Origin of the sequence: Streptococcus uberis, from assembly GCF_900475595.1 — a bacterium.
In the GTDB taxonomy this organism is placed as follows: Bacteria; Bacillota; Bacilli; order Lactobacillales; family Streptococcaceae; genus Streptococcus; species Streptococcus uberis.
On the sequence record NZ_LS483397.1, the window covers coordinates 1,743,291 to 1,756,675 of the forward strand.

Sequence of the window (13,385 nt, forward strand, 5' to 3'; positions counted from 1 at the left end):
TAGTTGGTGTTTAAGCAATTGAGTAAATAAAACTTTCCAAAAAGTTTTATTGTTAAAATTACCAACGGAAGTGTGCAAAGGCACGGTTTGCTTCAGCCATTTTGTGAGTATCTTCACGTTTTTTAACTGATGCACCAGTGTTGTTTGCAGCATCCATAATTTCTTTTGCAAGACGTTCTTTCATAGTATGCTCACCGCGTGCACGTGAAGCATTTACTAACCAACGTAAACCTAAAGTTGTACGACGTTCTGGACGAACTTCAACTGGTACTTGATAGTTTGATCCACCAACACGGCGTGCACGAACTTCAAGTACAGGCATGATGTTTTCCATTGCTGTTTCAAATACTTCAAGAGCATCATTTCCTGTTGCTTCTTTAATAGTTGAAAATGCATCATATACGATTGTTGCAGCAGTTCCACGTTTTCCATCAAGCATAACACGGTTGATAAGACGTGTTACAATTTTTGAGTTATATAATGGATCTGGTAATACTTCGCGCTTAGGCGCTTGATTTTTACGACTCATTGTTTCCTATCCCCCTTCTATTATCCTTTAGGACGTTTAGCACCGTATTTAGAACGGCCTTGTTTACGATCAGCAACACCTGCAGTATCAAGTGCTCCACGTACGATATGGTAACGTACCCCTGGAAGGTCTTTTACACGTCCACCACGGATAAGTACAACACTGTGTTCTTGCAAGTTGTGTCCGATACCTGGGATATAGGCAGTTACTTCGATAAGGTTGCTCAAACGTACACGAGCGAATTTACGAAGGGCTGAGTTAGGTTTTTTAGGAGTCATTGTTCCAACACGTGTTGCAACTCCACGTTTTTGAGGGGCAGCAATTTTTGTGTGAACTTTTTTATGACTGTTGTAACCAATGTTCAAAGCTGGTGAATCTGATTTTTCAATTTTAGATTTACGTGGTTTACGTACCAACTGGTTAATTGTAGGCATCTACATTCTCCTGTATTTTTTTATTTTTGGTTGATATAGCACTTGGTGACAGCCTATATCTGTGTGTACTTTTGCAACAATTGTCAGCACGTCTCTGTACACTTTTGAGAGACCAAAAGTAAAAAGTACCGTCTACTATAGTAACATAGACGGTACTTTCTGTCAATCAATTTTTCCTTTGATTTTCTTATTTTTTGCCATCTCTTCTGAGTTTGTAACCAGTAAGTCCTGCTGCTGCCAGCATAACAATTCCTGCTCTTAAAGCACGTTTTGTGCTTTCATCTCGTGAAGAAGTAGCATTTCCTACAGTTGATGAACTTGCACCATATGATTTACTTGCTGGGGCATTATTTTTCTTAATATTATCTGCAACTTTTGCAACAACTCCTTGATCAGGTGTTACTTCAGGTGCTACTTTCATAATCTCTTGTGCAACATTTTGAGCATTTGCAACAATGGCTTTTGCAGAATTTGTAATGACTTCTTCAGCCATTGTTTCTGCTTGAGCAAGAATTGTCGCTTCTTGAGCAGTATCTACTGCCTTCTCTCTTGTATCAGAAACATCCGGTCTTACTCTATTGTTTTCTGATCTTTGGACAATACTGCTGATTTTTGGAGCATTCGCCACTTGATTTGCTAAATGATTCTTCAACAAAACAATTTGTTGTTCAGTTGTTGTGATTGCTGACGTCAATTTTGCTTTTTCTTGTGTTAAATCATTTAAGATAGCTTTTTTAGTTTTAATTTGAGATAAGGTTTCTGTTAATGCTTTTTGAGCCTCTTCAACTTTTTCTTTTGCAACTTTTTCACGATTTGGATGAGAGTTAAAGGCTAGTTCTTTTTCAAGTTGTGCTTTCTTCAATGTCAAGACGTTAATTTGACTTGCCACTTGACTTTGTTTTTCTTCTAAGCTATGTAAAAGAATTTTAGACTGATTTAGGTGAACAAGCGATTCGTCAAGTTGACCTTTTAAATCCTTACGAGTTGAAAGGGCAAAAGCAAGTTGTTTATGTAAATCTTCTTTTGAATCTTGTAACTGTTGAAGTTGAGCTTTTGCTTTTTCAACGTTAGATTCAGCTTTTTGAAGTTTTGCAGCTAAACCATCTACTTTTCTCTGTGCAGAGATAACTAGTGCTTCTGAAGAAATATTTGCAATACGTTTTTGTAAGGTTTGAATTTTAGACTCAACAGAAGCAATACTTGCTTGAAGAATGCTAATTTTAGCACTGTTATCAACTGTTGTTAATGGACCTGAAACCACTTGTTTGCTGAACTGGCTGGCATTTACAATATTGCTTGCCGGGAAGATAACATAGTGGGTATTTAAACCACCAACAGTTTCTGTTGAAACTCCTAAATAGACCGGAGCACTTGGGTTTGTTTTATCAGAACGCAACAAGTTAACCGTATGTCCAAATGTATTTCCATAGGTGAAGTCTGTAAACAGCATGTACTTAATACTGTTATAAATGCTACGTTTGATTCCATTAACAGTATGAACATCATCAAAGAATCCGATGTTTTCATACATGTTATCATCATTAGCTTTTAAGCCAACACTTGTAGCTGCTTGTTCGATAATTGTTCTATCGTGTGGACCAATGCCTATATGACCATTCTTGCCAGGTTGATTGTAATTAAAGAAAGGAACAGTGTTTCCATGTGTTGCTTTATAGTTTTGAGTCAAAGTACGAGCAAACTCTTGAGCGCCTTGCGTCACTTCGACTGCAGAAAGACCAAATTGCTGACGAACAGAATTAATCAATGTTGCTGCAAATACAGCTAATTCATTTTGAACCTCAACTGATAAGTTATCTGGGTTAACGATACGGTTTAAGTCACTTGCGATATCAACGTAATGATTTAAGTATGCCCCAACTTCTGCTTTAGAAACCAGTTGATCTTTTAAAGCATAGAATGTATTTAGATAAGATTGTGTCCCAATGTAACCACTTGACATTAATTTTTTGATTTCATTAATTGGGTAATTAGTTGGAGCAACCATTTTATTAGCACCCATAACATTCACTGCGACATTACTTGTTTGTGACTGTACTTTAGCTAATTCATTTTGTTTGGCACTTAAGCTAGATTGAGCAGTCGCTAAATCATTTGCTAATTGTGTTTTTGTATTATCTGTTACAGCAACTAAATCAGTTTTGGCTTTTGCTAAATCTTCCGAAATGATTTTGACATTGTTTTGTTCTATTTCAACTTGAGCTGTTATTGCTTCTGGTTGATTGACCATTTTCGTCAAGTCTGAAACTTTTGTCTCTGCTTGTGCAACTTTTTCAGCCATTTTTTTAGCTTCATTAGCTGCAGCTGTTACCTCGTCAGATTGTGTCAATACCTGTGTTGCAACTTCTTCTTTTGTTGCTTCAGCAAGTTTTAGCTCCTCTTGAGTTTTAGCTAAGTCAGCTTTATTTTGTTCTGCTAATTGATTAAATTCTTCTTCTGAGGCATTTGAAACAGACTCCAATGTTTTTTCAGCATCTGCAACTGCTGTTTCTTTATCAGCTAAGCCTCCTTCTAAAGTAGCTAATTCTTCATTTGTGCTTGTGATTGTCTCATTTACAGTATTAAGAGCATCGGTTTGTTCTGCTAATGTAGCTGTTTTAGTATCAATGGCTGCTTTAGTATCTTCAATGTTTGTAGGCGCCAATGTTGCTTCTTCACCTTGTAATTTAGGTGATTGATCAGCAGTTGTCATGTCATCCGCATTAACGGTATGTCCCATACCAACACCAGTCCCAAGAAGTGCGAGTGTTGACGTTAAAGCAAGTGTTGTTTTAATCTGATTAGATTTTGTGTTTTCGAATTCCATAATATTCCCTTTTTCTCTCCATACATTATATATCGTTAAAAATATTCCCAACTTCAACGACGACTTTATTGTTCTTGACATCTATTTCAGAAACTTTAAGCAATGATTTATATGCCATCTGTTCACGTTCTTCTTTAGCATTTTCAGCAAAAACAGCCACTCCTACCAAATGACTATCAAATTCGGATAGAAGACTAATCATCCCCGTAATTGTTCCTCCTCCTTTTAGAAAGTCATCGACAATCAAAACACGACTGTTTGGTTGGAGACTCCTCTTAGAAAGAAACATTTTTTCAATGCGATCACTTGAAGCACTGGCATAATTTACTGAAACAGTCGATCCTTCTGTGATTTTCAAGTCACGTCTTACAATAACAAAAGGCACATTGAGTATATTGGCTACCGCATTAGCTAAAGGAACTCCTTTAGTAGCAACTGTCATGACGGCATCAATTTTTTGCCCTTTAAAAGCATTGGCGATAATTCGACCAATGTTTTGTAAAATTTTGGGTGTACTTAGTAAATCTGAAAGGTATATGTACCCTCCTGGCAAAATACGATTGTTTTCAGATAGCTTTTGACAAAGATCTTCGACAATGGCAATAGCCTCTTCTCGAGAAATACTTGGGGTAAAAATAACCCCACCACTTGCACCAGTTAGGGTTTCAATTTCTCCAATATTTGATTCTTCGAAAGCTTTTTTGATAATAGCAATATCTTCAGAAATAGAAGATTTAGCAGCTTCATATTTTGTTGCAAAGGTATTTAAACTTGTCAATTTATAAGGGTTGTTAATAAGATAATTTGAAATAACAACCATGCGTTCACTACGTCTTAATTTCATATTTTCCCCATCATGTTATACTTTATCATATTATAACACAAAGTTCTCAAAAAAAGACGAACGTTCGCAAGGAAAATTGTTCATCTTTTTATTTATTTATGTTCAATTGTAATATTTAAATATTTTTGTAACATTTAATATTTAGGTTTGTAAAAAGAGCGGTTATCCATTGCAAATATACGGTTTGTCATCTCTCCTTCGTCTACTCGACTGAGAGCAGTTAACATCATCATCATATTGGCATCAATATTGTCAATCATGTGGAGAATCTCAGCTTCCATAATGCGCGGACGTACTGGGCTCCCAAATTCTAACTGTCCATGGTGACTTAAAATTAAATGTCTCAAAACGACAACTTCTTCTTTCGTGTCATCAATTTTTAACTCATTTATAACTTTTGTAATCTCTTCATTGATGAGAGCAATGTGCCCAATGAGATTGCCACGAACAGTATATTCTGTATGGTCTGGACCCGTTAGTTCAAGGACTTTGGCAAGATCGTGCAACATGATACCGGCAAAAAGAAGACTTTTATTTAATTCCGGATAAATATCCCCAATACTATCAGCCAGTCTTACCATGGTAGCCGTATGATAAGCTAGCCCTGATTCAAAGGCATGATGATTGGTTTTAGCAGCAGGATAGGTATAAAATTCCTTATCAAACTTACGGTATAGAGCTCGGACAATCCTTTGCCAAGTTGCATTTTCAATTTTGAAAAGCATTTGTTCCAGATAATCTCTGACATCAGAGACACTAACTGGTGCTTTCTCCTTAAATTCACTTGGGTCATTAGGTTCACCATCACGAGTATTGCGCAGTGTAATTTGATTCACCTGAGGCGTTCCATTATAAACTTCTCGACGCCCTTTCATATGCACAATTTTTCCAGCCACAAATTCTTCAACGTTGTAGGCATGAGCATCCCAAAGATTACCTGAAATCTCTCCAGTATCATCTTGAAAGGTAAAAGCAATAAAGTCTTTCCCAGCCCTTGTCTTACGAACTTCTGCTGACTTAATCAGGTAGAATCCTTCAAAGAGCTGATCTTTCTTCATTTGATTAATTTTCATCTTCATCCTCTTCTAAATAGGTCATATTGAGCAAAGCTTCGGTATCTTTATCTTGATAAGTTTCGACCTTGGTTAAAGCACGGACAATAGCATTTGTACGGGTCGAAATCAACTGATCTAGTGTTGTGTTTGCCGTGTTAATTTGTTTTTGAGCCTTAACCAGAATACCGCCAAATTTTTCAAACTCCACTTTGACATTCCCAAGAATCTTACTAATATCGTCTGCATTTTTTTGGATATTTAAGGTTTTAAAACCAACCGATAGGGAATTAAGCAAAGCGGATAAGGTAGATGGACCGGCCACAACGATATTATCTTCCCTTCTAAGAGCATCGAAGAAGGCTGCGCTTCTGACCACTTCAGAGTAGAGACCTTCTGTCGGTAAAAATAGAATCCCAAAGTTTGTGGTTTCAGGAGGATTGATATATTTCTTATTAACATCTTTGGCAAATCGTTTGATAGCAGATAACAAGGCTTTACGAGATTGTTCAATCCTTTCTTTGTCGGCGGATTCATAGGCATCTTCCAAACGATAATAGTCTTCTAAAGGAAACTTGGAATCAATTGGTAGATAAACATATTCCCCGTCCTGATTTCCAGGCAATTTAACAGCATACTCCACGCGCTCACTTGAACCTTTAACAGTTGGAATTTCTTTTTCATATTGTTGAACGGTAAGGATATCTTCAATAATTTGTCCTAGCTGTAATTCACCTAATATGCCTCGCGTCTTGGTATTGGATAATACCTTATTTAAGGTCCCAACATCTTTAGCAACCGTACGCATTTCACCAAGACCGGCATTCACGTTTTCCAATTGTTTAGAAACCGTTTCAAATGAAACCTGAAGGCGTTTATTAAGCGTTTCTTCAAGTTTTTCTTCAACTGTCCGACGCATTTCTTCAAGGCGTTTCTCATTTGAAGCTTGCATGTCTTGAACAGACCGTGTCAAATTCTGATTCATGACGTCCAATCGCTGATCACTCCGATCACGACTTTCAGATAGATTGTGGTGAAGGACAGATTTCAAGTCATTTAGTTGCTGATATAAATCAGCTTGCTGACGGTTCATTAAGGTACTAACTTCTAGAAATTGTTCCTTACTAGAACTTTCTAATTGATAGGTCATTTGATCCGATAGATTATCCGCTAAAATTTCATGATGCTTATCCATTTGATTTTCAAGCTGATTAATCTTTTGATAGAGCAAGACACTCATGACACAAGAAATCACTAATAAAATAATGATAATAATTTCCAAATTATCTCCTATCTTTACTTTGAATGACGACAAGATACCCTTTATCCAGTGTAACTTCAATAGGCTTACCTACGAATTCATTACTGGAGTAGACTTTTTTTTGAAAATAATGATCTGACGTCAACTGATACTTGGCTTTTTCAATGCTTAAAGGAGCATCACCATCTGTCATAAAAGAGACATAAGTCATTCCCTCTACTTGTTCAACCTTGTGATGGCCACTTGGAAAATAATGGATATGATTGAGGTCGTCTTTTAGTATGATTTGCTTCATATAAGGAGCAATTTCCGGATCACTCGGTAAAAAAATATTCGACATCATATGATCTAAACGCCCACCAAAGGCTGCAAAAAGAGTTACCTGAGCATCCGGAAATCTCTCAAATACTGTTTTCAAGGCTAACTCAGTATCCGTATCATCCTTTTCAACAGGTGCTTGAATCCATTCTTTTGCTCTCTCTTTTATATTCGATAATTCTTCTTCAGAAACAGAATCAAAATCACCAATGGCTAATTCCAAAGGAAGCCCATTTTCAATTAAAAACAGGCTTCCTCTATCAATTCCAACATAATAATCGAATTGGGCAGAAAAATCTGTTATTTGCCCACCCGCAATCATCGCAATCCTAATCATTTAAAGCAGTCCTCAAGGTTTGCACCTGACTCACCAAGTCACTGGCCTTAAAGAGGTAAGATCCCGCAACAAAGATATTGGCCCCAGCTTTTCGGCAGGCTGCAATGGTTTTATTATCAACACCACCATCCACTTCAATATCAAATGTTAAACCTAATGTTTCTCTTAAGCTAGCTACTTCTTCTACTTTTTCTAAACATTCTGGGATAAAAGCTTGCCCCCCAAAACCGGGGTTGACTGTCATGATAAGCACTTGATCAACCAAGTTAAGAACAGGTTTTAAAGCAGAAACAGGAGTTCCAGGATTAATAACAACCCCTGCTTTCATTCCTGCCGCTTTAATTTTTTGTAGGGCACCATGGATATGCTTTGTGCTTTCAGTATGTATGGTCATAATATCCGCTCCTGCTTGCGCGTAAGCTTCAACATAACGTTCAGGATCAACCACCATTAAGTGACAATCAAAGACGAGCTTGCTGTGCTTACGCATACTTGCAACAACATCTGCTCCAAAACTAATATTGGGCACAAATTGACCATCCATAATATCAATATGAACATATTCTGCATCAGTCTCTTCAATTCTTTTAAGTTCGGAAGCAAAATTAGCATAGTCAGCTGCTAAAATGGATGGCGCAATTTTATTAGTAAACATGGGGTGACCTACTTTCTTTTTATTACTTTTTTAAAGGTTTCTCTTCTGTTTTCAATTTCACTCAGAAATTGCAGATAGTTGTCATAACGAACTTTCCAAACGTCGCCCGACTCAACTGCTGCAATAACCGCACATTGTGGTTCATGACGGTGACTACAAGACCTAAATTTGCATTGGTGACTGAAATGACGGATTTCAGGAAAGGCTTCACTTAAGTCTTCTGCCTTATCAATGGCATAATCTAAGTTGGAAAAGCCAGGCGTATCAGCAATTTTTCCGCCGTAAACATTGTAAAAACTGACAGCACGTGTGGTATGTCTTCCACGTCCAAGACTATCAGAAATAGCTGCCGTTTCTAAAGCAAGTTCGGGTGCAATCTTGTTAAGGAGTGTTGATTTCCCAACACCTGTTTGCCCCATAAAAACAGTAACCTGGTCCTTAAGGTGTGGCAGTAGTTCTTCTAAAGACAAGGCAAAATGATAACCAATCTTTTGGTATTCTTGACGAATAGACTCAATAGCCGACAAGTCATCAAGCAAATCTAATTTGCTAATATAGACCAGTGGTTTGATAGTCTTATGTTCTAGTAATACCAGAAATCGGTCCAGTAAGTTACTATTAAAGTCCGGCTCCTTAGCAGACATCACAACCACAGCTTGATCAATATTAACAATAGGCGGTCTAATCAATTCATTTTTTCGGGGGTGAAGGGCTAAGATATAACCTTCCGAATGATCTTCTGCAGAAAAATCCACAAAATCCCCTACATATGGTGTTTGTCCTTTTTTACGAAAATGACCACGCGCACGTGTCTGATAAACTTTCCCTTCCGACTCTACATAATAAAAGCCAGCTAAGGATTTAATAATTCTACCTTGCAAATGAACTCCTTATAATCATAATAAGTTTATTATAGCAAAAATAAGCGCTTAATTCAGTAGATTTAATTTTTTCCTCGGCTTTCATCTTGCTATCAACTTTTCTGAAAAAATTTAGAAAAAACCAGGCCAAAATGATTGCTTGCCTTTTTGGTTTGTGGTATAGTTCTCAGGGTAACTATTTATTTTCTGAAATTATAATTGTTTTTCGAGAGAATAATAGCAAATCAGATACAAAGGAGAAACGCAATGTCATCAAGACAAGAACACATTGATATACATGGCAAAAGCTACAATCGTACCGCAATGGTTATCTTATTATTAGTAGCAACCTTTGCCGGCATTTTGAACCAGACAAGTCTGGGAACTGCCATTCCAACCTTAATGAAAAACTTCGATATTAACTTGGCCACTGCTCAACAGGCAACCACTTGGTTTTTATTGGCTAACGGTATTATGATTCCCGTTTCAGCTTTTCTTGCAACCCGTTTTTCAACAAAATGGCTTTATGTGTCAGCTTATGCCATCTTAGTTATTGGCTTAATCATCACAGCCTTGGCACCTACTGATAATTGGAACCTATTCCTCTTTGGTCGTATTATTCAAGCCATTGCTGTCGGTATTACCATGCCTTTGATGCAAGTTGTAATGGTCAATATCTATCCTGCCGAGCAAAGAGGAGCTGCTATGGGGCTTAGTGGTCTAGTTGTTGGGCTTGGTCCTGCTATTGGTCCTACTTTTGCTGGATGGTTATTAAAGCATGACATTATTTTGTGGGGACACAACTTATCCTGGAGAGCTATTTTTGTTCTCCCACTCATTATTCTAATCCTTGCCTTCTTGTTATCACCAATCTTGGTTAAAGATGTTATTCCTAATAAAAAAATGTCTTTGGATTTACCCTCTCTTATTCTATCTATCATTGGTTTTGGCAGCTTCCTATGGGGCTTCACCAATGTTGCAAATGATGGGTGGACAGAAATGAAAACCGTCATCGCTCCTATTGTGATTGGGTTGATTTTTATCGCTATCTTTATTCATCGTCAACTTATTCTTGAAGAACCGTTCCTTGATATACGGGTTTTCAAGGTGAAACAATTCTCAATCACGACACTTGCCATTGCCCTTTCCATGATGGCTATGATGGGGGTCGAGATGATGCTTCCTCTTTATCTCCAAAATGTTCATGGTCTGTCTGCACTTGATTCAGGGCTTGTCCTTTTACCAGGAGCCCTAATGATGGGGATTGTGAGTCCTATTGCAGGAAGTGTCTATGATAAAGTAGGCGCCCGTCGTTTGGCTCTGATCGGGTTTTCTATTTTAGGAATCGGAACCATTCCTTTTATCTTCCTGACTAGTGCAACTCCTGATCACTATATTACTTTGCTTTATGCCGTTCGTATGTTTGGTATTGCCATGATTATGATGCCATTAACAGCATCTGCCATGAGTGCTTTGCCACCTCATGAAGCTGCACATGGTACCGCATCTAATAATACTGCACGTCAAATCGCTTCTGCCATTGTTGTTGCTTTACTATCAAGTGTGACCCAAAATGTCATCAATCACAACAAACCGTCGCACCTTTTAAAAGATCAAAATCCTCTTGAATACGCTTCTAAGATGTTAGAAGCTAGCCTTAAAGGGTTCCATGTTTCATTCACCATTGGACTATCCTTTGCCATTATCGGATTTATTGTTGCCCTTTTCTTAAGAAAAGGAAAAATTATTGAAGTAGAAAAGGAGCTCTAAGATGATATTAGCCATTATTAGTTTAGCCACAATCTTATCCTTTGCCACTTGGATGTACTTACCTAAAGCAAGTCTTCGCTATATTTTAGGAACCTTATCTCTCCTAACACTTTTAGCAAGCACTCTTTATTTGACCGATCATTTTGTTAACCATACTGGCATGACAGTTGAAACAACGGTTTCAAAGAAAAACATTTATTCTGCAGCTGACAAGAACGCTAGCTTTGGTTTATTGATTTACCAAAAGGTTGGTAGCAAATCAGACCACCATGTTCTTGTTTACAAAGATGCAAAAGACCAAAAACAGCCAAGAGCACACTTCATTCCAAATTCAAAGAAAATTAACGAAGCCATCAAAAAGACAGCCCAATATAAATTGGGGGAAATAGATCATGCATACCTTAAAACGACAACCAAGCGATACGTTTGGAAATCGGATTTTGACAAGCTGATGTTTGGTTTTGGGGGTGAAAATGGTCAGTTGATTTCTCAAAAATCGATTGTAACTGTACCAAAAGATACCTGGTTAGTCCTATCAAAGAAACAAGCTGCCAAACTTAGTCAACTTGCCCCACAAATGAAAGCTCAACAAGAAAAAGCCATGAAAGCTAACCCTCAATTAGCAATGAAATTACAAAGCTTAGCTCAAAATGATCCAAAAGCCTTGACCAAAATGCAGGTTGCTGAAATAAAAAAAGCCCTAGGCATTACAAAATAGCAAAAAAGCCTTTCCTCAATAGGAAGGGCTTTTAAAATCCAACTTCTTTCAAGGCATCAGCCAATTTCCCATATTGAGGGATGGTCAAAGCTTCGCCACGAATCGAAGGTTTAATGTCGGCAAGTTCAAGAGCCTGTGTCAATTTTGTCTTAATCTCTTCTGTTTTTCCAAAATGACTGGTTAAATTGTTCCATAAAGTCTTTCTGCGGTGGACAAAACCAACTTTAGCCACTCGGAAGAAGAAATCTTCATCAGTGACCTCAATTAATGGTTCCGGACGTCTCACCATTTTAAGAATGGCAGAATCCACATTAGGAGCTGGAACAAAAACAGTTTTTGGAACGATAAAGGCAACTTTTGCAGTCATATAGTACTGAACGGCAATGGATAAGCTGCCGTAGGCTTTGGTATTTGGCTCTGCAGATATGCGATCCGCTACCTCTCTTTGCATCATGACCACAAACTCTTGGAAAGGAATTTTACTTTCAATCAAGTGCATCAAAATAGGCGTTGTAATGTAATAAGGAAGATTTGCAACGACTTTTAAAGGTAAATCTGGATTTTTAAACTGCTTGATTTGACTTTGTAAATCAGATTTTAAGATATCTTGATTAATGACTTGCACATTATCAAAGTCTCTTAAAGTGTCGGCTAATATCGGAATCAAGCGATCATCAATTTCAAAAGCCATAACTTCTGCAGCATTCTCTGCTAAAAATTCCGTCAAAGCACCAATACCTGGCCCAATCTCAATAACATTGACATTTCGATCAATTTCAGCTGTATCAACAATTTTTTGCAAAATATTGGTGTCTGTTAAAAAGTTTTGTCCAAAGGATTTTTTAAAAGTGAAACCATGGCGGTCAAGCACAGCCCTAGTAACACTGTAATCTGCTATTCTCATCTAATCTATTTCCTACTCATTTGTTTTCTCTATTGTAGCATAATTTTTTTGACCCATAAAAAAATGAGGAAAATTTGTCAAAAAAAGAATTGACAAATCTTTTTTTATGATTTATTATACTTTTATAAGATTAATCTAATTAAATTAAAAGTGTCGGCTAAAATCATAAACAAATAACCAATAGAAAGGATTAATAATGAAAAAAAAGTTTCTTAAGATAATGACATGTATCATAGCAATATGCAGTATTTTTCCCTACTTATCATCAATGGCATCTACTGTTTATGCTAATGAAGATAATTACGTCAGCCAGACAGAAATTGAATCCGTAGCAAGTGAATTTGAGCAACTATTTACAAAGGGAATCATTATTAGTGGAAATAACTATACGTTTAATCATGATTATTTAACAAATAATTATACCTCTGATGAAATTCAGGCCTTTATTCATCTAATGGACTCAACTGATTTATCTCCAACATTCTCGAAACGTAGAAAAAGAAGCATTGGTTCATTCGCGGTTTGTATGAAAGATAAAGCTGTCTCTGATATTGCCGATATGTTTAAAGTTGGTGCATTTGTTAGCTTTGTACAGAGAAAGGCTTGGAAAGAGGCTGCTAAATTTGCTGTCTCTTGGTTAGCTAAGAATGGGATTAAAAGAAACGTTGCAGCTACAGCTGCTCTCTTGTCCTGGTACGGTATCCAATGCGCAGGTCATTAGTTTACTGGATAAAACACATATTACCATTAGCTTTCCTATTAACAATCACTTACCTTTTTATTACCTATTTAGCTAATCTAGGACATGGTCCATTTCAACCAAAATGGTTGGAAATTATTGGTCTATTTCTACTCATTAATATAGTTGCAATTATTTTT

The 13,385-nt window shown here is 37.1% G+C and carries 13 protein-coding genes; 3 read left to right on the forward strand and 10 right to left on the reverse strand.

Going from position 1 to position 13,385, the window contains the following annotated elements:
* Positions 1-58: 58 nt before the first annotated feature.
* The 9 genes from rpsG to rsgA all read right to left on the reverse strand — a co-directional run bounded on the left by rpsG (position 59) and on the right by rsgA (position 9,135).
* A complete protein-coding gene (gene rpsG, locus DQM95_RS08950; RefSeq protein WP_015911931.1) occupies positions 59-529 on the reverse strand; it encodes a 30S ribosomal protein S7 in 471 nt (156 codons plus the stop codon).
* A gap of 20 nt (positions 530-549) precedes the next feature.
* Positions 550-963 (reverse strand): 30S ribosomal protein S12, encoded by a 414-nt coding sequence (rpsL, locus tag DQM95_RS08955; RefSeq protein WP_015911932.1) that lies wholly within the window; start codon positions 961-963, stop codon positions 550-552.
* A gap of 187 nt (positions 964-1,150) precedes the next feature.
* Positions 1,151-3,787, reverse strand: coding sequence for an SEC10/PgrA surface exclusion domain-containing protein (locus tag DQM95_RS08960; RefSeq protein ID WP_037592622.1), 2,637 nt, complete (start codon positions 3,785-3,787; stop codon positions 1,151-1,153).
* A 25-nt stretch (positions 3,788-3,812) separates the two neighbouring features.
* Positions 3,813-4,631 (reverse strand): pur operon repressor, encoded by an 819-nt coding sequence (purR, locus tag DQM95_RS08965; RefSeq protein WP_015911934.1) that lies wholly within the window; start codon positions 4,629-4,631, stop codon positions 3,813-3,815.
* A 134-nt stretch (positions 4,632-4,765) separates the two neighbouring features.
* A complete protein-coding gene (locus tag DQM95_RS08970; protein WP_015911935.1) occupies positions 4,766-5,704 on the reverse strand; it encodes a 3'-5' exoribonuclease YhaM family protein in 939 nt (312 codons plus the stop codon).
* Positions 5,694-6,923 carry a DNA recombination protein RmuC gene (gene rmuC, locus DQM95_RS08975; protein WP_372987700.1) on the reverse strand — a complete coding sequence of 410 codons (1,230 nt, stop codon included), beginning with the start codon at positions 6,921-6,923 and terminating at the stop codon, positions 5,694-5,696. Before rmuC ends, DQM95_RS08970 begins: the two co-directional genes overlap by 11 nt.
* 43 nt (positions 6,924-6,966) lie before the next feature.
* On the reverse strand, positions 6,967-7,599 hold the full coding sequence (locus DQM95_RS08980) for a thiamine diphosphokinase (protein WP_111686007.1): 633 nt from the start codon (positions 7,597-7,599) through the stop codon (positions 6,967-6,969).
* Positions 7,592-8,254 carry a ribulose-phosphate 3-epimerase gene (gene rpe, locus DQM95_RS08985; protein ID WP_037592619.1) on the reverse strand — a complete coding sequence of 221 codons (663 nt, stop codon included), beginning with the start codon at positions 8,252-8,254 and terminating at the stop codon, positions 7,592-7,594. The genes DQM95_RS08980 and rpe overlap by 8 nt, the downstream gene beginning before the upstream one ends.
* Before the next feature lie 8 nt (positions 8,255-8,262).
* Complete coding sequence (gene rsgA, locus DQM95_RS08990; RefSeq protein WP_037592617.1) at positions 8,263-9,135, reverse strand: ribosome small subunit-dependent GTPase A; 873 nt, start codon at positions 9,133-9,135, stop codon at positions 8,263-8,265.
* Between the two features lie 246 nt (positions 9,136-9,381).
* Between rsgA and DQM95_RS08995 the strand changes: the two genes are divergently transcribed.
* Positions 9,382-10,884: an MDR family MFS transporter gene (locus DQM95_RS08995; protein WP_046391627.1), complete on the forward strand. Its 1,503-nt coding sequence runs from the start codon at positions 9,382-9,384 to the stop codon at positions 10,882-10,884.
* Position 10,885: 1 nt separating this feature from the next.
* Positions 10,886-11,602 (forward strand): DUF4811 domain-containing protein, encoded by a 717-nt coding sequence (locus tag DQM95_RS09000; RefSeq protein WP_037592615.1) that lies wholly within the window; start codon positions 10,886-10,888, stop codon positions 11,600-11,602.
* Between the two features lie 31 nt (positions 11,603-11,633).
* Here the strand turns inward: DQM95_RS09000 and rsmA are convergent, their stop codons facing one another.
* A complete protein-coding gene (rsmA, locus tag DQM95_RS09005; protein WP_037592613.1) occupies positions 11,634-12,506 on the reverse strand; it encodes a 16S rRNA (adenine(1518)-N(6)/adenine(1519)-N(6))-dimethyltransferase RsmA in 873 nt (290 codons plus the stop codon).
* Positions 12,507-12,726: 220 nt separating this feature from the next.
* Between rsmA and DQM95_RS09010 the strand changes: the two genes are divergently transcribed.
* Complete coding sequence (locus tag DQM95_RS09010) at positions 12,727-13,227, forward strand: hypothetical protein (RefSeq protein ID WP_145959612.1); 501 nt, start codon at positions 12,727-12,729, stop codon at positions 13,225-13,227.
* The last annotated feature ends 158 nt before the right edge of the window (positions 13,228-13,385 follow it).